Below are 19,577 nucleotides of genomic sequence, written 5' to 3'. Positions count from 1 at the left end.
ACTAAAATTTAGTTTTTTTTAACCAATTAATCCAATTTAAAATAAGTTTTTGTCCTGCAACTCCTGATTTCTCAGGATGAAACTGGCAGGCTCCAGTGTTTTTGTGCCAAACAATAGATGTAACATCCTTTTTACCAAATTTTGTTGTAGCTACGATGTTTTCTTGTTCTAATGGACATGCTGAGTATGAATGGACGAAATACATCCAATTAGAATCAGGATAATTTTTTAGAATAGGACATTCGTTTGTTTTATAGATTGGAGACCAACCTATATGAGGGATTCTTTCATTTTTTTCTTGAGGTAATCTGTGAATATGACCTTTGATAACTCCTAAACCTTCTGAAGTCCCCTCATCACTAGTCTCGAATAAAAGCTGCAATCCTAAACAAATCCCAAGAAGTGGTTTGCCGTTATTTATCCATTCAATTATTGAAGGTATTAATTCGGTTTTTCTTAAATTCATCATTGCGGGATCAAAAGCACCAACACCGGGAAGAATTAAAGCATCGCAAGTCCGTAGTGTTTTGATATCACAAATTATATCTAAAGGTTGATTAAGCCTTTTAAAGGCTTGTTGAACGGAAAAAAGATTACCCATTCCATAATCTATTAATCCAATTTTTGCCAAAATATTTACCTTTGAATCATTTGCATAGGGCTTTGAAAAATCTAAATTCTATAATTAGACTTTAAAGATGTTTGGAGATTGTTCCAGAGAGTGTTGCTTTAGGAACTGCTCCAACAACAGTATCTACTTTCTGACCTCCTTTGAAAATCATTAAAGTCGGAATACTTCTGATCCCATATTGACTAGCAACATTGGGATTCTCATCAGTGTTTAATTTAAAAACTTTTATTTTGCCTTCGAAATCTTTAGAGATTTCTTCAACAATTGGTGCAACCATTCTGCAAGGTCCGCACCAAGGGGCCCAAAAATCAACCAAAACAGGCACGTCGCTCTGGAGGACTTCTTGTTCGAAAGAGGAATCAGTTACTGCAGAAGCTGTGGACATACCTTTGGAGTCTTAAGAACTAAATCATAACAATTGTATTTTGCCTATAAAAAGTTTTGCTGCCATTTTTAAACGAAGTTTGAATATTGATGTGTGTTTTTTGAATAAGAAAAACCCGAACTAATCGGGCATTTTGGTGTGTGAGGAGTGTGAGAGCAAAGGCTCTCACTACTTAACTCTAGCCGTTGTATTTAATTATGAAATCTTTCGGTAGCTTTATTTCCCCATTCCAAGTTGTTGAGCTTTTTGGTAAACCTTTCCTTCTGTTAACAAAGAAGGTGCAATAACAACTTCAACTTTCTGCATTTCTTTAATATTCGTTGCTCCTAAAGTTCCCATGGAGGTTTTGATTGCTCCTAATAAATTGTGGGTTCCATCATCAAGAATTGCAGGACCAGAAAGAATGCTTTTTAAACTTCCTGTCGTTCCAACTTTAATCCTTGTACCTCTTGGTAGAACTGGACTTGGAGTTGCCATTCCCCAATGAAAACCTTTCCCAGGCGCTTCCTTGGATCTTGCAATTGGGGATCCAATCATGACTGAGTCGGCACCACAAGCTATGCATTTGCATATATCCCCACCAGTGATAATTCCACCATCAGCGATAATGGGAACATATTTACCGCTTTCTTTTTGAAAATCATCCCTTGCCGCAGAACAATCAGAAATAGCAGTTGCTTGAGGAATACCAACTCCTAATACACCTCTTGAGGTACATGCTGCTCCAGGCCCGATACCAACCATTACTGCTGCAGCGCCAGCTCTCATTAGATTGAGAGAAACCTCGTAAGTAACACAATTACCAACGGCAACTGGTATGCCAATGGTTTCGCAGAGATTATAAAGGTCCAGATTTTGACTTCCTTCTTTACCAAGATGTTCTGTAGAAACTACTGTTGCCTGAAGAAAAAATAAGTCTGCTCCTGAGTCTTTGATTAAATGTTTATACTTGATTGCAGCTATTGGTGTCCCGCTGACAGCAGCAATACCACCACTTTTTTTTATTTCTTGAATTCTTTTTAAAATTAATTCTTCTTTTATCGGTTGTTTATAAATTTTCTGCATTAAAGGAACAAATTCTTCATTTCCAGTTGATCGGATTTGGCTTAGAACTGTTTCTGGATCTTCATATCTAGTTTGAACTCCTTCTAGATTTAAAACTCCTAGTGCTCCTAACTTTGAGAGGGAAACTGCCATGTTTACATCGACAACGCCATCCATAGCACTTGCAATTATGGGAATATCTCTTTTGATTCCGCCGATTTCCCAATGGGTTTTTGTGATTTCAGGGTCAACTGTTCTTCCTCCTGGGACCAATGCAATTTCATCGATTCCGTAGGCTCTTCGAACAGTTTTGGTGCGTCCTAGTTGAATATTCACACCTAAATTTTGTAAGTTCTCGTCAAACTACCAACTGAAGTGCCAAATTGTTCAAATGTTGGGAATAGATAATCAAGATTTTTCTTATTTTTTCAGATTAATTAGATGATTTATGAATGCTTTGAGAGAAATTTATACCATGTTTTTGTAATAGTTGATTTTGTCAGAGGTGATTTACTTTCAGATATATGGGTATTTACTTTAAAAGGTTTATTAATGCTCAGATGTTCTTATAATTGGTAAAACCCTTTTATATGGCTGATCCATTGGGACCTAATAGTACTGGTCCCGGGGAATCCGACGATCGGATCATCCAGACTGACTTAAGAAACGAAATGTCGCGTTCCTATTTGGAATACGCGATGAGTGTAATTGTTGGGAGAGCTCTACCTGATTCGAGAGATGGACTTAAGCCAGTTCATCGTAGGATTCTTTACGCGATGTATGAACTAGGGCTGACTAGTGATAGACCATATAGAAAATGTGCACGTGTTGTTGGAGAAGTTTTAGGTAAATTCCATCCCCATGGTGATACCGCCGTTTATGACGCTTTGGTCAGAATGGCACAAGATTTTTCTATGCAAATGCCTCTAATTGATGGGCATGGGAATTTTGGATCAGTTGATAATGATCCTCCTGCTGCAATGAGATATACAGAATCCAGATTGCAATCTTTAACCACTGATAGTTTGCTGGAAGATATTGAATCAGAAACAGTTGATTTCGCCGATAACTTTGATGGATCTGTACAAGAACCAACAGTATTGCCGGCAAGAATTCCTCAATTGTTATTAAATGGTTCGTCTGGAATAGCTGTAGGTATGGCAACTAACATACCTCCACATAATCTGGTCGAATTGATTGATGGCTTGATGGCTTTAATAGCTAATCCTGAGTTAGAAGAAATAGAGTTGATGAATATAATCAAAGGTCCAGATTTTCCAACTGGCGGTCAGATACTTGGTAGAAGTGGAATTAAGGAAACATATCTTTCTGGTAGAGGTTCAATAACAATGCGTGGAGTTGCTGAAATAGAAACTATTGAGAATCCTGGGAGACCAGATAGGGATGCAGTTATAATTACTGCACTTCCTTATCAAACAAATAAAGCAGCGTTAATAGAACGAATTGCTGATATGGTCAACGACAAAAAACTTGAAGGCATTGCAGATATAAGAGATGAAAGTGATAGAGATGGAATGAGAATTGTTGTTGAATTAAGAAGAGATTCTTATCCTCAAGTTGTTTTAAATAATTTATTCAAACTTACTCCTTTACAGACTAATTTCAGTGCAAATATGCTTGCATTAGTTGATGGTGAGCCTGTTACATTGTCACTTAGAAAGATGTTGAAAGTATTTTTAGATTTCAGAGTAGAAACTATCCAAAAAAGGACTAAATATCTATTAAAGAAGGCAGAAAGTAGGGATCATATTTTATTAGGGTTATTATTAGCTTTAGATCAGCTAGATGAAATAATTAGTCTTATAAGATCAGCCTCTGACTCTGCTACTGCTAAAAGTAAATTACAAGAACTGCATGGCTTAACAGGTATTCAGTCTGACGCTATTTTGCAGATGCAGTTAAGAAGACTTACCGCTTTAGAGGCAGATAAGATAAGACTTGAACATGAGGAGTTGGTTGAAAAAATAATAGATTTAAAAGATATTTTAAATAAGAAAGAAAGAGTATTTGAAATAACAAAAATAGAATTGAATGAAATAAAAGATAAATATAATACCCCAAGAAGAACAGAAATTCTTGATCTTGGAGGGGGCCTTGAGGATATTGATTTAATTGCAAACGAAAGATCAGTTGTTTTGTTGACTGAGACAGGGTATTTGAAAAGGATGCCTGTTAATGAATTTGAAGCAACAAGTCGAGGTACTAGAGGTAAAGCTGGAACGCGAAGCCAAGGAGAGGAGGAGGTGAAAAAATTTATTAGCTGTAAAGACCATGATAGCCTCCTCCTTTTTAGTGATAGAGGAGTTGCTTATGCTCTACCTGCGTATAGAGTTCCGCAATGTAGTAGAACTGCAAAAGGTACTCCTATTGTTCAATTGCTTCCTATACCACGGGAAGAAGCTATCACTTCATTGCTTTCTGTGAGTTCTTTTGATGATGAAAACTATTTATTGATGCTTACTAGGGGGGGATATATAAAAAGAACACCTCTTTCAGCTTTCAGCAAGATTAGAGCAAATGGACTAATTGCAATAGGTTTAGAGGATGGAGATGCTTTGACTTGGGTTCGATTGGCTGAGTCTGGAGATAGCGTTTTGATTGGTTCCAAAAATGGAATGACAATTCATTTTAGATTAAATGATTCAGAATTACGCCCTTTAGGCAGATCAGCAAGAGGAGTTAAGTCAATGAATCTGAAGTTGGGAGATTCTTTAGTAAGTATGGATGTTTTATCTAATGAGTTAGCTGATCATGTTGATAAAAGTGAAGAAGAAGAACTAAAGGATGAATCATCACAATCTGAAGGCCCTTGGGTACTTGTTGCCTCTGGAAGCGGACTAGGGAAAAGAGTCCCTGTGACTCAATTTCGTCTGCAAAAAAGAGCAGGAATGGGATTAAGAGCAATAAAATTCAGAAAAGATGGAGATGAACTTGTAGGTTTAAGAGTTTTAGGTAAAGGAGAAGAATTATTATTAGTTAGTGAAAGAGGAGTAATTGTTAGGACTAGTGCGGATAAGATCTCTCAACAATCTAGAGCTGCAACTGGGGTAAGGATTCAGAAGCTTGATAATGGAGATAAATTGTCGGAGGTTGTTTTAGTTCCTCCAGAACAAATTAATGATTATGAAGAAAAAGAATCATTTACAACTAAGGAATCAATAAATACTGAATCAACGTCAAAAAATTGAAATTGAATAATTCTGCTGATGTATTAGTTATGGGGGCAGGACCTGCTGCTCTTTGCATCACTGCTGAGTTGGTTCAACAAGGACTTAATGTTGAGGCAATAGCTTCTAAGTCCCCTTTAGAACCTTGGCCCAATACTTATGGGATATGGGCGTCTGAACTTGAGTCTATAAATATGCAAGAATTATTAAAATATAGATGGAAAGATACTGTTAGTTTCTTTGGAGATGGATTAAGTAAAAAGGGTAATAGTTGCACTAATCACTATCTTGATTACGGCCTTTTTAATTCAATTAATTTTCAGGAGGCACTTCTAGAGAGATGCAATGGACTTTCTTGGCAAGTAGAAACCGTCAAAAATATTGATTTTAGTGAAAGAGAAACGGTTGTTATTTGCAATTCTGGGAAAAAATATTTTGCTAGGCTAGTTATTGATGCAAGCGGTCACAAAACACCTTTTATTAGAAGGCCTAATCATGGGCAAATAGCCAAGCAAGCTGCCTATGGGGTGGTTGGAAAATTTAGTTCTGCTCCTGTGGAGGAGAATCGTTTTGTATTGATGGATTTTAGACCAGACCATTTAAGTGCCAACGAATTGGAAGAACCACCCTCTTTTCTTTATGCTATGGACCTGGGAGACGGGAATTATTTTGTAGAAGAAACATCTCTGGCGTGTGCACCTCCAGTTTCATTTGAATCATTAAAAGCAAGATTAAATTCACGACTATCTAACAAAGGTATTCAAATTGAGGAAGTAATACATGAAGAACATTGTCTTTTTCCAATGAATTTGCCATTGCCCTATAGAGATCAGCCTCTTTTGGCCTTTGGAGGCTCAGCCAGTATGGTTCACCCTGCATCGGGATACATGGTTGGCAGCCTTTTAAGGAGAGCACCCTCGTTAGCAAAAGAGATAGCCAAAGTAATCAAAAAGGATCCACTTATGCCTACCTCTCAGATAGCAAGAAGAGGATGGAAAATCCTTTGGACAACTGAATTAGTTCAAAGACATCGTCTTTATCAGTTTGGATTGCAAAGACTAATGAGCTTTGATGAGTCCCTACTAAGATCTTTTTTTGATACCTTTTTTAAATTACCTAAAAAAGATTGGTACGGATATTTAACAAATACTCTTCCTTTACCAAGGCTCTTTATTGTTATGCTCAAACTATTCTCTATTGCTCCACTTAAAGTTAGATTTGGAATGATTGGTCTTTTGATAAAAAAGTAAGAAATAATTTAGATTTTCTTTTTCCAATCTATAGGTGAAATTAAAGGAAATATACAATCCTCTTTCTCGATTCCTTCTATAATTTTTCCGGTGATAACTTTATTGTCTTTAATTGCATTAATTAACATCCAAAATCTTTTTAGATGCATGTTTATTCTTTCTCTTGCAAGCTCAGTTGTCGTGCCTGCTTTGAGGATAAAACTCCAATCTGAAGATTGAGATAGTAAAAGTTCTCTGCCAGCTTGTTTAATAATTTTGATATTTGATTCTTCTATAAAACCTCCGGAACAAATACTGACCATTTCTCTTCCTGCTTTACTCCATTCATGAACAATCCAAGCATTTGACTTGCTTAACCAATAATTATGAAAGCCACCTTGTCCCCAACTAGATGGAGAAGGATTGCATAATTGGATTTGGGGAGTTAATTGAAGAGCCTCTTTTAAAGTAATTAACTTAATACCTTTCTTTTTTGATTTGATAAATAAATGCGAGAGAAATTTTGGGCCTTCAAACCACCAATGACCAAAAAGTTCTGCATCAAAAGGAGCGATTAATAATGGTTCTATTTTCATTGATTTTTCAAGTTTTATAAGTTGTTTTTTTCTGTCTAGTAAATAGCTCTCTGCATCTTTTTCAACACTTTCTATTGCCGCTTTTGGATCATATTGTTGTTTGTTTTCTAAAGGTGTATTTTGAGATGAAATCTTAAATAATTTTATACCTAAGGGCCTTTTCCCCTTGATACCTATCTTTTTTAAGCTTTCTATTGATAAATCCCAGCCCAAGTCTCTATGGAATTCTCTGTAGTCTGGATTCCCAGGATATCCATCCCTTGCTGACCAAACTGGAAGAGTTGATTCACTATCTCTACCAAAAAAAGCGACTCCTTTTCTTGTGCAAATAGGTGCATATAAACCATATCTTGGTCTTGGATCTGCATTTAATAAGCCATGTCCGTCTAGGACTGCATATCTAAGACCTGATTCAGCCATTAATTCATCTAAGCCTTCGTAATAAGCACATTCAGGCAACCAAATACCCAATGGAGAGTCTATGAAAAGCCGTTGATGCTCTCTTACCGCAGTTTTTAATTGAGCCCTAACTGCTTCAGGGTTTTCTCTTAAAAGAGGAAGATATCCATGAGTGGCTGCGCATGTGAGAATATCAATTACTTCTGATAGTTGTAATTTCTTAAATCTTCCTATTAGATCACCTTTGCAGCTTTTCCAGCTTTTTAATTGGCGTTTTAAGTGATCTTTTAGATGTAATGCTGCTGTTATGCAGTCTGTTTCTAATGTATTTAGAAGATCTAATCTAATAGCCACCCATTCTTCAAAACGATTTTTTAATACTTCATCCTCCAAAAGCGAAAGCAAAGTAGGCGATAAACCTATTGTGATTTTAGGTGTTAGATCTTTTTCTATGGAAGCTTCTTCAAGTGTTTCTAATAGTGGTAAATAACATTCCACCAGAGCTTGAAAGAACCAATCCTCCTCTAAGGAGCCAGGTTCTTCTGATCTCACGTAAGGTAGATGAGCATGCAGGACTATGGCGAGATTGCCTTTAGTCATTAAAACTCCCAGATTTTTGGAATAGACACTTTGATACTTATACTCTTTAGCCGTACTACAAAAGATAATCTTTAAGTTGTAATTTAAATCTAGTCAAAATAGTTACTTGAAAATAATTAATTTTTGACTTATTTCTTAGATTTTTTTTTATTAAAATTTGATGTTAAATCTTAAATTTTTACTATTTATGAAAAATTAATATGAAAAGATTAATTAAATAGTTAGAAACTTAATATTTTTTCTAGAAATTTATGAAAAATATACTAGAATTATTTTGATTTAGATCTCAATAAGGTCTAGTTATTTTTATATATTTCATGTTATGGCCAAAGATCCAGGCCGAGTTTTAATTTTTGATACCACTTTAAGGGATGGAGAGCAATCCCCTGGTGCAAGTCTTAATTTAGAAGAAAAGTTGGCTATTGCTCAACAATTAGCAAGATTAGGTGTCGATGTTATTGAGGCAGGATTCCCTTTCGCTAGTCCAGGAGATTTTGCAGCAGTTCAAAAAATAGCTGAGCATGTAGGTGGAGAAGAAGGACCTATTATTTGCGGATTATCAAGAGCCTCAAAACCTGATATCAAAGCTTGTGCTGATGCGATTGCTCCAGCTCCCAGAAAAAGGATTCATACCTTCATTGCAACCAGTGATATTCATCTTGAGCATAAATTAAGAAAATCCAGAAAAGAAGTTCTTGATATCGTTCCAGATATGGTTGGCTACGCTAAAAGTTTTGTTGATGACGTAGAATTTTCCTGTGAAGATGCTGCAAGAAGTGATTTAGATTTTTTGTATGAAGTAATTGAATTAGCCATATCTTCTGGAGCTAATACAATTAATATTCCAGATACAGTTGGTTATACAACCCCTTCTGAATTTGGAGATTTAATATTAAATATCAATAAAAATGTTCCAAATATTAATGAAGCAGTTCTCTCAGTTCATGGTCACAATGACTTAGGACTTGCAGTTGCAAACTTTCTTGAGGCTGTCAAGAATGGAGCTAGACAATTTGAATGCACTATTAATGGAATTGGAGAGAGAGCAGGTAATGCAGCTTTAGAAGAATTGATTGTGGCTCTTCATGTAAGAAGATCATATTTTAATCCGTTTTTTGGCAGGCCTCCTGAATCTCCTACCCCTTTAACAGCAGTTAGAACAGAGGAAATAACGAAGTCCTCCCGTTTGGTTTCCAATCTAACTGGGATGGTCGTACAACCGAATAAAGCAATTGTTGGAGCTAACGCTTTTGCGCATGAATCTGGAATTCATCAAGATGGAGTATTAAAAAATAGGCTTACATATGAAATTATCGATGCAAAAACAGTTGGATTGTCCGACAATAAAATTTCTTTAGGAAAATTGAGTGGTAGGAGTGCTGTTCGAGCAAGATTAGAGGACCTTGGATATGATTTAAATAGAGAAGATCTTAATGATGCTTTCGCTAGATTTAAAGACTTAGCCGATAGAAAAAGAGAGATAACAGATCGTGATCTAGAGGCCATTGTTAGCGAACAAGTTCAACTACCAGAAGCGTTGTTCCAATTGAAATTGGTCCAAGTAAGTTGTGGAACATCCTTAATGCCCACAGCAACAGTTACTGTTGTTGGAGAAGAGGGTGAAGAGAAAACAGCAGTCTCTCTTGGAACGGGTCCTGTTGATGCAGTTGTACGAGCTTTGGATTCTCTAATTGAAGAGCCTAATGAATTGATTGAATTTTCCGTAAAGTCAGTTACAGAAGGAATAGATGCTTTAGGAGAAGTTACCATTCGAATAAGAAGTGAAGGAAATCTCTTCTCTGGTCATTCTGCTGATACTGATGTTGTTGTTGCAGCTGCCCAGGCATACATAAATGCGCTTAATAGATTAGTAGCGGCTCAGGGAAGGAAAACCATTCATCCACAACATGATTTGGCCCAGGTAGACAAAGAAGGGGTTTGATTACTTAGTTTCATAAAATATCTTTAAAAATCATGAATAGGTTTCCGTAAATTTTTTTTTGATAAATCGCACTAATCACCTAATCAAAGATTAAAATATGATGTGACGATTTGATATGCGCACATAAATGGCTCTTAAAAGAAATCTTTACCGACTTACAGGACTTGATGGAGATCCTCATCATGTTCTCGATGCTCCCTATGAAAGTATTGATGCAGCCCTTAAAGCAGCAAAAGTTTGGTGCAATGGTCAAGGATTGAGGTGCACAATTAAAGATAGAGGCATTGGTGTAGAAGTGCTAGCAGGAAATGGAACCTGGAGAACTGTTTGTTATCCATCTAATTGTTTGGAACCTTCTCTCGCCTAAAATAAATTATTAACAATCTTATGATTTTATTTGAGAGAATAATTTTTTAAAGATGGATACAGTAATGCGCGGCTATTGGACGCTTACTTGGTTTGGTTTGATCTCAAATACACTTGCAATTCCTTTTATTGCTTATGTCGTTGGATCAGGACCACCGCTTCAAACTGCCAATATTACGCTTGCTATTAGTCTTGCTTGGCCAGCTGCAGTAACTGGAATTGTTGCTTCAGCAGGTCTATTTGCTCAAAGAGGATGGGGTGTGATTTTATCAATAGTTGCTTTATCTATGACTCTTTCAGGAACTTTGCCTTATGGAATAATCAGATTAATTAAAGTCAATGATCTTTTTGGGATAAGTGGATTATTATTGATAATTGCTTTGCTTAATTTATTAGCTTTACTCTACTGGTGTAGAAGAGGACATAGACGAATAAGGCTTTAACTTATTTTGGATATTCCAATAAAGTTGATACTTTTTACCTAGAATTAAAGCTTGGATATTTCAATCTTCTGTGACGCATTCGCCTCCATACAGTGACAAAAGCCCTAAGGATTATTTCTATTTCTGCTCTTGTTAAACTGCTTTCTTTTAATTGCCCATCAATCTGACGTGATTGAATTATTTTTCTAACTGTTTTGCAAGCGTCGTTGTCTGAAGAAGAGGAATCTAGAGCTCTTAAAGCAGCTTCGCATCCATCAGCAAGCATAAGGATTCCAGTTTCTTTGGAATGAGGAATAGGTCCTTTATATCTGAAACGTTTTTCAGAAGCAGAAGGATCACTTTCTCGAGCTTTATGAAGAAAATATCCCATTTTTAATGTTCCTTGATGTTCTGGGATGAAATCAGCGATAGGAGATGGAAGTCGATATCTCCTAGCAAGTTTCAATCCTTCATCTACATGGGCTTGAAGAATATCGGCACTTTTGTATGGGTTTTTTATTTCTTCATGTGGGTTTATCCCATCTTTCTGATTTTCAATAAACCAATTAGGAGCATGTAATTTTCCCACATCATGATAGAGAGCTCCAGTTCTTATTAAGTCAACATCAGCTCCAATGACTCTTGCTCCTTCTTCTGCAAGGCTTAAAATTGTTAATGTATGCTCAAATGTGCCTGGCGCTTCTCTGGATAAACGGCGAAGTAAAGGACGTTCTTGATCAGCAAGTTCCATTAATCTTGCTCTGGTAAGTAATCCAAATGTGTTTTCTAATATTGGGATAATTAATATAGTTACCATTAGTATTGCACTTATAATAAGAGTCTCATTGAAAAGAGAATTAGGGTCAAAAGATAGGCTTTTGAATTCTATATTTTTTTCGTTAATTAATTGATTAAAAATAAACCATTGCCCTAATAATGCACCTAAAGGTATAAATACAGCTATTTGAAGAACTTGTGCACGGCTTCTCATCCTTCTACCTAAAAAAGCAACAAATGATCCAGCCATGCAAGCAATTATTAGTCTAACTTCACCTAATTCATTAAGAGATGATGGCCACATCAGACTAGCAGTGGCCATCCAGGCCAATGATGTTGTCGTACCTATTCCTTGTGAAAGAAGTAGTGTGGGAGGTAATATTAATTGCATTGGACTTGCTAGCGGTCCAAGCCAACCTTTTGTTAATTGAACTACAAATAATAAAGTTAAAGATAGTAATCCATGTCTAGCGTTAAGCCTAGGCTTTTCTCTTCTCATGATCATAAGAAGTAATCCACAACCACCCATAGATTCAGAGAAAGTGATTAACCACTTTAAAGGTCTAGGACTTCGACTTACTTTATTAAAATGTTCTAGTATATCAAATTCTTCTGAACTTATAGGCTCCCCTTTTCTTGAAATCAAACTGCCTTCTTTAACATTTATTTTTCTTATACCATCTTGATTAATTAAATTTTCAAGTAATATATTAGTTTTTAATTTATCAACTTTTAAATTACTTTTTTGATGAAAACTATTTGATAATATTTTTGCTCCTAATGATCTGTTTGGAGAATCTTTGTCGCCTAGATCAATTAATTGTAGTGAAGAAGCATCATTAAGGTGGTCAAGTGCAAGTGTATTAATAATTCCTTGAGAAAGCATTTTCCTTGAAACAGCTTTTATCTCTTTTTTCCATTCTGCCCATTCATTATCTGAAACATTAACCAGCCAAATTTTCTCTGAATTTGTTAGGTTAATTTCATTTAAACCTACCTCAAAATTATTATCCTTTAAGCTACGAAGTGTCTTGATTTTCTTCAAAACAGTTTTTTCTAAATTATTTGATTGAGTCTGGTCTATTACTTGTACAAAACTTTCTTTTAAGCCTTGTTTCTTTTCTTTTAAATCCTTAGTGTCTATTACCTTTGCATCTCTAGGAGCTATTACATTGAATTGAGCAATATCTCCTGGTTTAAGATCGGGAACTGCAAGTAACTTATAACTTGAAAATATTGCTATTAATAGACAGACCATGAGTAGACCTAACTTGTCAGTGGCTGACCAGCGAAGTATTGGACGTCTGGGAGATTGACTCCCTAACCATATTCTCCAAATTCTTTTTGGACTTGTTAATTTAGCCAAAGACTTTCTCACCTGCCCTGACGCTAGGTTTAATGAGTTGATTAATTGAAATCGTATTCATTTTATTTATGCCAAAAATTTTAGATGGAAAAAAACTTGCTAAGGAGATTGAAGATATACTTCAACAGGCTATCGAAGATGGTTTGGAAGTTGCGAACCGTCCCCCTGGTCTTGCTGTCATTAGGGTTGGGAATGATCCTGCCAGTGGAGTTTATGTCAATTACAAAGAAAAAGCATGCGATCGAATAGGTGTTAGAAGTTTTGCAAAGCATTTAAAAGAAGATATTTCATTGGAGGAACTTACAGAAATCATTAAAAGTTTGAATCAAGAAAAGAATGTTGATGGAATTCTATTGCAACTTCCATTACCCTCGCATCTTGATGAGGCTACCTTGCTGAAGAGTATTGATCCTGATAAGGATGCTGATGGTTTACATCCTTTGAACTTAGGAAGATTAATAAAGGGAGAAAAAGGCCCAAGATCATGCACTCCTGCTGGTGTTATGTCTTTGCTTGAACGTAATCAAATCAAAATCGAAGGGAAAAGAGCAGTAGTTGTTGGACGTAGCATTCTTGTTGGTAAGCCAATGGCATTAATGCTTGAAGCTGCAAATGCCACTGTCACGGTTGCTCATTCAAGAACTAAAGATTTACCTTCTTTGACTAGGGAGGCTGATTTACTTGTAGTAGCAACTGGCAAGCCCTTTTTGATTGGGAAAAATCATGTAAGCGAGAATTGCGTGGTTATTGATGTTGGCATTCATAGACTTTCGCCTGATCAAGAAGATTTGAAAAATCTTAAAAAGAGTAAACTTTGTGGAGATGTAAAGATATTTGAAATTGAAGATAAAGTAGCTGCTTATTCTCCGGTTCCAGGCGGTGTAGGGCCTATGACAGTAACAATGCTTCTAACAAATACGGTTGATAGGTGGCAGAAACATTGTGGATTACCTTTAACTATTAGTCATTTACTTCCATGAATCACAATGTCCTGAGAGAATTGGTAGGAATCGATTTTTTGCATGCAGGAAGCAATCGCTTCTTTTGACTTCGCTGAGTATCTAGAGAAATCTAGAACTCGCGTTGAAGATGCACTGGATGCATCTCTGGGCCCTGAAAAGCCAGAAAAATTAAGAGAATCTATGCGCTATTCCCTTTTGGCGGGGGGAAAGAGATTAAGACCAATACTTTGTCTTGCTGCCTGCGAACTTGCTGGAGGCGAAGTTGAAAAAGCTTTGCCTACAGCAGTTGCTCTGGAAATGATTCATACAATGTCTCTTATCCATGATGATCTACCTTCAATGGATAATGACGATCTTCGTCGAGGGCGTCCAACGAATCACAAAGTCTACGGAGATGCGGTAGCCATACTTGCTGGAGATGCTCTATTGACTAGAGCTTTTGAGATGGTGTCAATTCGAACAGAGGGAATACCGTCAGAGAGACTATTGAAAATAGTTGGTGAGCTTTCTTTGGTTGCTGGGGCTCCTGGACTAGTTGGAGGACAAGTAGTTGATCTCGATTGTGAAGGGAAAGAAGTTGATTTAGAAACTCTGGAGTACATTCACCTTCACAAAACAGGTGCTTTGCTCAAGGCATGTGTAACTTGCGGAGCATTGATTGGCGGAGCTGATGAGAAGCTTCTGGAAGCACTAAGTGTCTATGCAAGAGGGATTGGCTTGGCATTTCAAATAATTGATGACATTCTTGATGTAACAGCAAGTAGTGAAGTATTGGGCAAAACAGCAGGAAAGGATTTAATTGCTGATAAGACTACTTATCCCAAATTGCTTGGTCTTGATGAATCAAGAAGGAGAGCAGATCTTTTAGTCGCTAAAGCAAAAAATGCTCTTAATCCTTGGCCAGAAAAATCAAAACCTCTTCTTGCATTGGCTGATTACATCACAAGTAGAGATAGATGAATCTTAATCCAGATTTCGAATTTCAATTTATTTTTATTCTTGATAATGCTGTATTGGCTTGGGGCCTAGCAGCATGTGGACTTGCTCAATTTTCTAAATTATTATTTGAATTAATCTTTAAGCAAAAGTGGAGACCGTCAGTACTTATCGAAACAGGTGGTATGCCTTCAAGTCATTCGGCTTTGGTAACAGGAACCGCTGCAGGAGTTGGACTTGAGCTTGGTTTTAATGATCCAGTATTTGCTTTGGCTTCAACAATTGCTTTTATTGTGATGTACGACGCTTCGGGAATAAGAAGATCGGCTGGCTTAACAGCAGCAAAAGTCAATCAAATTTCAAAAGATAATTCCAACGAATTGTCTTCAGAAACTACTTTAAAAGAATCTTTGGGGCATACAAAAATCGAGGTATTGGTAGGAAGTCTTCTTGGCCCAATTGTGGCTTTGCCAGGTATTTTTTTCATTGGTTCCCCTTTGCATATTTTGCAAATGATTGGATTAGTTTCTTTGTGAAAGAAGTAAAAACAAAAGAAGATTGTGTTGTTTTAACTAAAGATCAAGAAAAAGCTCTTGAATTATTCTGTGAATGGCTAGAGACACCATATTCCTTTAAACCCTTTGTAATGAAAGGCTTTGCAGGTAGCGGAAAAACATATTTATCTATGAAATTATTAAAAAAGGTCGATGCGTTAGGTTTGTGTTGGACCGTAGTTGCACCCACTCATAAAGCTGTAGGCGTACTAAGGGAGGGTTTGAAAAATGAATCTATTCAACCCACATGGTTCCCTTCTACCATTCACCGTTTGCTTCGACTTAAGTTAAAAAGAAAAGCAGATGTAGAAATATGTGAAAAAACAGATCAAACCGAGAACTCTTTGGAAAACTTAGGACTTGTTTTAATTGATGAAGCATCAATGATTGATTCCAAATTATTGGAGATCACTCTTGAATGCGCAAGATGCAACTCGACGCGTTTGGTTTTCGTAGGTGATCCTGCTCAACTTCCACCAGTGGGAGAGAGTTCTAGCTCAGTTTTTATAATGAAAAGAGCTGTAAATACTGAACTTAGAGAAGTTGTTCGTCATCAAGGACCTGTTCTGAAATTGGCAAAAATAATTAGAGACGGGCAAATCCCTTGTAACCAGCCACCAATAGTGCCAGTTATTAATTCTAAGAAAGGTAATGTCGGAATATTAGATAGAACAAGTTGGCTTGAAAGAGCCCAATCAGCGTTGAGGCTATCTTCTTTAAAGGATGATCACGATAGAGCAAGGATTTTGTGCTACACGAATCGAATTGTTGATAATTTAGTTCCTCATGCAAGAAGAGCTATTCATGGTGAGATGGCAGATCAATATCAGGTTTTACCTGGGGAGGTTTTAATAAGCCGTAAAGCTGTAATGGTAAATGCGTCATTAAATGAGGATGAGCTTGGAGAAGAACCAGATATCTTGATTAGTTCCAATAGAGAGATGGTGGTAGAAGATTTGATTCCAAATAGTTTTGATTTGGCCTCTTTAGGAATCTATCAAGATTTTGAAACCCCTTTACCTGTTATTGAAACTCAGATAGCTAAAGTTAACTGTGATCAAAAAGAATTTTCTTTGAGGTTAATGCCTCGAATAGGTTCTAAATCTCGTGGTGACTTGGACTTTTCTTTGAATGAATTGAGCAATCTGGCAAGAGAGAGAGGAAAAAAAAATAGTGCTTCGATTTGGAAACTTTTCTTTTTTATAAGAGATTCATTTGCATCTTTAGGTCCTGCTTCTGTTCTTACAATTCACAGGAGTCAAGGAAGTACTTTTGGAGAAGTTTTCATTACTTCTGATGTCTTTTGGCCTAAAGATCTGGAATTCAGGCGAAGGCTTGTATACGTTGCTGTAAGCAGAGCGAGCAAAGGAGTATGGATTGTTGGTGATAAAACAAGCAATACTAATCAAGCTCTTTTAGAGAAGTTATTAATTGAATGATTTGGAAAATGTCAGTTTGAAAAAAGATTTTTTTTAAGCATAATTCATAATACTTCTTTTCCAATTTTCTAGTATAAGAGGTGAACTTGCCCAGTGTAGATGTATCCAACTTGCATGAATTAAATGACTACAGAAACCTTCATTTTTAATCTCCATATTCCATCCTTTGATATCCCATAGTGGATTTATTTTCGAATTATAGCTTTCATAAATTATTTCCCAGCGATGAAATTCATGTCCTATTAGTTTATTGCCAGGAGTGGTAATAGGGCTTTTATTTTTACTTTTTGCTTCTCTATAACCAATTTTTAAATTACCTTTTTTTGACTTAAACGGTAATATCCCAGCCATTGAATGTTCTTTCCCTTCAAAATCATATATACTTTTACCTAAAAGCATCATTCCACCACATTCTGCATATATAGGAAACTTTTTTGAAAACATTTTTATTGAGTTAAGGCTTTTAGTTGAATTACTCAATTGGTTTGCATGTAGTTCAGGAAAACCACCAGGTATGATTAATCCTCTAGCTTCTTTTGGAATCTGTTCGTCTTCAAGAGGTTTCCAAGTAATAGTTGGCATGCCGTTTTCTTCTAACAATTCTTTTGTTTCTTGATACCTAAAATGGAAAGCATCATCTTCAGCGATAGCAATTGGATGAATAATTCTTGATTCTTTCTTTGGCAAGATGTTAACTCTTTTGTTGTTATATTCTGGAGGTGATAAAAGCTTTCTAAAACTTTCAATGTCTAGATGATCTTTGGCTATTGATGCCCACTTTTTAACTTTTATTTCTAAGTCTAGAATTTCATGCGCTGGCGCTAAGCCTAAATGCCTTGCTGGAAGATATAAGTCTTCGCAAGATGGAATAGAACCTAATGACTTTATATTGATTTGATCAAGAACCTCCAATAATATTTTTTCATGTCTACTAGTTTGAACATTATTGAGAACAACGCCTGCAATTTTTAATTCACTATCGTGTTCTCTAAAACCTTTTATTAAGGCTGCTAGAGACGCAGCCTTCCCTCTAGCATCAACAATAAGTACTACTGGCAGACTTAAAACCTTAGCTAATTCAGCTGTACTGCCTTTTGAACTACTGCCAATTCCATCAAATAATCCCATTACCCCTTCAATAAACGAATAATCAGTTAATCCTCCGAAATGATTAAAATTTTCTTTAACCCAACTTTCACCTGAGAGGATTAAATCAAGATTGCGACAAGCTTTTTTTGAAATTGCAGTGAGTTGTTGAGGGTCTAAATAATCAGGCCCAACTTTAAAAGTCTGAACTGTTTTATTTATACTTTTTAACCAGGAAATTAAAAGAATACTTAAAAGAGTTTTACCACTGTTACTTGATATAGCAGAGATTACGCATGCCATCTCAATGAATGTATTTATTTGGCTTGACTAACTAAGTCAAGCATTTCTTTTGCTATTGGTGCCGCACTCGCAAGTAAAGGACTTGTATTTCCTCTACTGCTGGAAAGTAAACGAGCAACGTCATTTTCTAAAGAGTTTTTTTGGATAGGAACGACTTGTTCAATAAGTTCCATTCTTGCCATACCACCTGCTTCTAATCTCATACATTCTCCAGATTCTGAAGCGAGAATTACACAAATATCGTTTTTCTGTTTGTTCTTGGCTTTTGCAATTAATCTTAAACCAACTATTTGACCAGGATTTATGCTTGGCTTACCAATTGGTAGAGAAGTAATACCAACTTCAACAAGAATTTTGTCAGGACGAAGAAAATTCACTTTCAGCTGATCTTTTTTTGAGAAGATGCAATTTGCAAGTTTCCAGTTGAGGCGATCGGCAATCCATGCAGCGAGTAAAAGCCCTTGAACTGTTTGAGAACCCTCAATATCAATATCAATTTTTTGTAAATTATCAAGAGCGTTTCTTCTTTGAAGTGGATCAAATACCATCGCTAAAGTCTCTCTCCAACCTCTAAGGCGAAGCCAATTGAGGTCGTTAACAGCTTGTCCAGATCGAATTCTCTGAAGTAATAAATCTAAGCAGACTGTTGGTTCACCTAGTGAAGTATCAATAATTAATCTTCGATTTGGCAGAGCTAGAGCATTAAGGAATTCAGGGGCCTCATCAATTCTTCCATTCCACCACAACCAAGAGGGAAGTTCATTAGGTACGAGAGTCTCTACAATTTCAAGCCCATCATTAATTGCAGTTTTATTACCTCTTAAAACAATTACGTCGCCACAAGCTGTTTTTCCTCCGCCTTCTTCAGGAAGAGGACAATATGCTGCTACTAATGCTTCTAAATTATTTTCTTCTTCAATTGTTGGTGCAATAGTTATTAATCTTCGAGGTTGTAAATTACTTATCGAGGTGTCAATGTGTTGCCCTCTAAGGTCTTCAATATTTTTAATTAATTCTTGAGATGGTTCAGATGGGATTGAAGATTGAACTCTAAAATCTAGTGGCGATGTGCTGTTAGGAAGATCTCCTCTTAAAATAATTTCTCTTGCAGCTTCTAGGAGATCATTCCTTTGACTCCCAACTACTGGACCAGATATTCTTCCAGTTTTTACTAATTTTTGTTCTATCCAAGCAGGTTGCCAGACAATTAAACAAAAAGTGTTGGCTCCTTTGTCTCCTCGCTCATCATGAGACCAGAGTTGTTGTAGATAAGTAGGGATTTCAGATGGAGGGAGCTGAAGAGGTGTTTGAAGGGTTAATTGAGGAGACATTTAATTTGGTTCGAATAAAAG

Annotated in this window: 16 protein-coding genes; 9 read left to right on the top strand and 7 right to left on the bottom strand. The window is 36.4% G+C overall.

Translation table 11 applies throughout. From position 1 onward, the window contains the following. Position 1 precedes the first annotated feature (1 nt). The 3 genes from hisH to O5633_RS04490 form a co-directional block, all read right to left on the bottom strand. Positions 2 to 631: an imidazole glycerol phosphate synthase subunit HisH gene (gene hisH, locus O5633_RS04500; protein ID WP_269610909.1), complete on the bottom strand. Its 630-nt coding sequence runs from the start codon at positions 629 to 631 to the stop codon at positions 2 to 4. Between the two features lie 61 nt (positions 632 to 692). Further along, the gene (gene trxA / locus O5633_RS04495; RefSeq protein ID WP_038653576.1) at positions 693 to 1,016 is read right to left on the bottom strand and encodes a thioredoxin; all 324 of its coding nucleotides are present in this window, start codon (positions 1,014 to 1,016) and stop codon (positions 693 to 695) included. 216 nt (positions 1,017 to 1,232) lie between these two features. After that, positions 1,233 to 2,396 carry a GuaB3 family IMP dehydrogenase-related protein gene (locus O5633_RS04490; protein ID WP_269610908.1) on the bottom strand — a complete coding sequence of 388 codons (1,164 nt, stop codon included), beginning with the start codon at positions 2,394 to 2,396 and terminating at the stop codon, positions 1,233 to 1,235. A gap of 254 nt (positions 2,397 to 2,650) precedes the next feature. Here O5633_RS04490 and gyrA point away from each other — a divergent pair, with 254 nt between their 5' ends. Both gyrA and crtL read left to right on the top strand, forming a co-directional pair. Next, positions 2,651 to 5,269, top strand: a complete 2,619-nt coding sequence (gene gyrA / locus O5633_RS04485) for a DNA gyrase subunit A (protein ID WP_269610907.1) — start codon at positions 2,651 to 2,653, stop codon at positions 5,267 to 5,269. Then, a complete protein-coding gene (crtL, locus tag O5633_RS04480; RefSeq protein WP_269610906.1) occupies positions 5,266 to 6,498 on the top strand; it encodes a lycopene beta cyclase in 1,233 nt (410 codons plus the stop codon). The genes gyrA and crtL overlap by 4 nt, the downstream gene beginning before the upstream one ends. A gap of 8 nt (positions 6,499 to 6,506) precedes the next feature. Here the strand turns inward: crtL and O5633_RS04475 are convergent, their stop codons facing one another. Further along, a complete protein-coding gene (locus O5633_RS04475) occupies positions 6,507 to 8,072 on the bottom strand; it encodes a glycoside hydrolase family 57 protein (RefSeq protein WP_269610905.1) in 1,566 nt (521 codons plus the stop codon). Positions 8,073 to 8,394: 322 nt separating this feature from the next. Here O5633_RS04475 and O5633_RS04470 point away from each other — a divergent pair, with 322 nt between their 5' ends. From O5633_RS04470 to O5633_RS04460, 3 genes are all read left to right on the top strand, one after another. Continuing rightward, positions 8,395 to 10,014: a 2-isopropylmalate synthase gene (locus O5633_RS04470; RefSeq protein WP_269610903.1), complete on the top strand. Its 1,620-nt coding sequence runs from the start codon at positions 8,395 to 8,397 to the stop codon at positions 10,012 to 10,014. A 127-nt stretch (positions 10,015 to 10,141) separates the two neighbouring features. Next, entirely contained in the window at positions 10,142 to 10,381 is a 240-nt protein-coding gene (locus tag O5633_RS04465; protein WP_269610902.1) for a hypothetical protein, read from the top strand. A gap of 64 nt (positions 10,382 to 10,445) precedes the next feature. Next, positions 10,446 to 10,823: a hypothetical protein gene (locus O5633_RS04460; RefSeq protein WP_420063627.1), complete on the top strand. Its 378-nt coding sequence runs from the start codon at positions 10,446 to 10,448 to the stop codon at positions 10,821 to 10,823. A 34-nt stretch (positions 10,824 to 10,857) separates the two neighbouring features. On the opposite strand, the gene O5633_RS04455 is transcribed toward O5633_RS04460, so the two are convergent. Continuing rightward, positions 10,858 to 12,945: an HDIG domain-containing metalloprotein gene (locus tag O5633_RS04455; RefSeq protein ID WP_420063626.1), complete on the bottom strand. Its 2,088-nt coding sequence runs from the start codon at positions 12,943 to 12,945 to the stop codon at positions 10,858 to 10,860. A gap of 68 nt (positions 12,946 to 13,013) precedes the next feature. Between O5633_RS04455 and folD the strand changes: the two genes are divergently transcribed. From folD to O5633_RS04435, 4 genes are read left to right on the top strand one after another with little or no spacing between them, the layout of a single operon-like run. Beyond that, positions 13,014 to 13,925 carry a bifunctional methylenetetrahydrofolate dehydrogenase/methenyltetrahydrofolate cyclohydrolase FolD gene (gene folD / locus O5633_RS04450; protein ID WP_269610900.1) on the top strand — a complete coding sequence of 304 codons (912 nt, stop codon included), beginning with the start codon at positions 13,014 to 13,016 and terminating at the stop codon, positions 13,923 to 13,925. Between the two features lie 42 nt (positions 13,926 to 13,967). Beyond that, entirely contained in the window at positions 13,968 to 14,867 is a 900-nt protein-coding gene (gene crtE, locus O5633_RS04445) for a geranylgeranyl diphosphate synthase CrtE (RefSeq protein WP_269610899.1), read from the top strand. Further along, positions 14,864 to 15,379 carry a divergent PAP2 family protein gene (locus O5633_RS04440; RefSeq protein WP_269610898.1) on the top strand — a complete coding sequence of 172 codons (516 nt, stop codon included), beginning with the start codon at positions 14,864 to 14,866 and terminating at the stop codon, positions 15,377 to 15,379. Before crtE ends, O5633_RS04440 begins: the two co-directional genes overlap by 4 nt. Further along, positions 15,376 to 16,836 carry an ATP-dependent DNA helicase gene (locus O5633_RS04435; protein WP_269610897.1) on the top strand — a complete coding sequence of 487 codons (1,461 nt, stop codon included), beginning with the start codon at positions 15,376 to 15,378 and terminating at the stop codon, positions 16,834 to 16,836. The genes O5633_RS04440 and O5633_RS04435 overlap by 4 nt, the downstream gene beginning before the upstream one ends. A gap of 33 nt (positions 16,837 to 16,869) precedes the next feature. On the opposite strand, the gene O5633_RS04430 is transcribed toward O5633_RS04435, so the two are convergent. After that, a complete protein-coding gene (locus O5633_RS04430; RefSeq protein ID WP_269610896.1) occupies positions 16,870 to 18,225 on the bottom strand; it encodes a cobyrinate a,c-diamide synthase in 1,356 nt (451 codons plus the stop codon). A gap of 14 nt (positions 18,226 to 18,239) precedes the next feature. After that, positions 18,240 to 19,556, bottom strand: a complete 1,317-nt coding sequence (locus O5633_RS04425; protein WP_269610895.1) for a glucose-6-phosphate dehydrogenase assembly protein OpcA — start codon at positions 19,554 to 19,556, stop codon at positions 18,240 to 18,242. Positions 19,557 to 19,577: the final 21 nt, after the last annotated feature.

The sequence above is a fragment of the Prochlorococcus marinus str. MIT 1013 genome (genome assembly GCF_027359395.1).
Classification (GTDB): Bacteria; Cyanobacteriota; Cyanobacteriia; order PCC-6307; family Cyanobiaceae; genus Prochlorococcus_B; species Prochlorococcus_B marinus_E.
The sequence above is the reverse complement of the archived record's forward strand: the minus strand, read 5'-3'. Positions and strand labels throughout refer to the sequence as shown.

Excerpts from the sequence above, each read along its gene's own strand:
- folD (WP_269610900.1), top strand. The coding sequence starts at position 13,014 with ATGCCAAAAATTTTAGATGGAAAAAAACTTGCTAAGGAGATTGAAGAT.
- O5633_RS04425 (WP_269610895.1), bottom strand. The coding sequence starts at position 19,556 with ATGTCTCCTCAATTAACCCTTCAAACACCTCTTCAGCTCCCTCCATCT.
- O5633_RS04475 (WP_269610905.1), bottom strand. The coding sequence starts at position 8,072 with ATGACTAAAGGCAATCTCGCCATAGTCCTGCATGCTCATCTACCTTAC.
- trxA (WP_038653576.1), bottom strand. The coding sequence starts at position 1,016 with ATGTCCACAGCTTCTGCAGTAACTGATTCCTCTTTCGAACAAGAAGTC.
- O5633_RS04460 (WP_420063627.1), top strand. The coding sequence starts at position 10,446 with ATGCGCGGCTATTGGACGCTTACTTGGTTTGGTTTGATCTCAAATACA.
- gyrA (WP_269610907.1), top strand. The coding sequence starts at position 2,651 with ATGGCTGATCCATTGGGACCTAATAGTACTGGTCCCGGGGAATCCGAC.
- O5633_RS04465 (WP_269610902.1), top strand. The coding sequence starts at position 10,142 with ATGGCTCTTAAAAGAAATCTTTACCGACTTACAGGACTTGATGGAGAT.
- O5633_RS04430 (WP_269610896.1), bottom strand. The coding sequence starts at position 18,225 with ATGGCATGCGTAATCTCTGCTATATCAAGTAACAGTGGTAAAACTCTT.
- O5633_RS04440 (WP_269610898.1), top strand. The coding sequence starts at position 14,864 with ATGAATCTTAATCCAGATTTCGAATTTCAATTTATTTTTATTCTTGAT.
- crtE (WP_269610899.1), top strand. The coding sequence starts at position 13,968 with ATGCAGGAAGCAATCGCTTCTTTTGACTTCGCTGAGTATCTAGAGAAA.
- O5633_RS04470 (WP_269610903.1), top strand. The coding sequence starts at position 8,395 with ATGGCCAAAGATCCAGGCCGAGTTTTAATTTTTGATACCACTTTAAGG.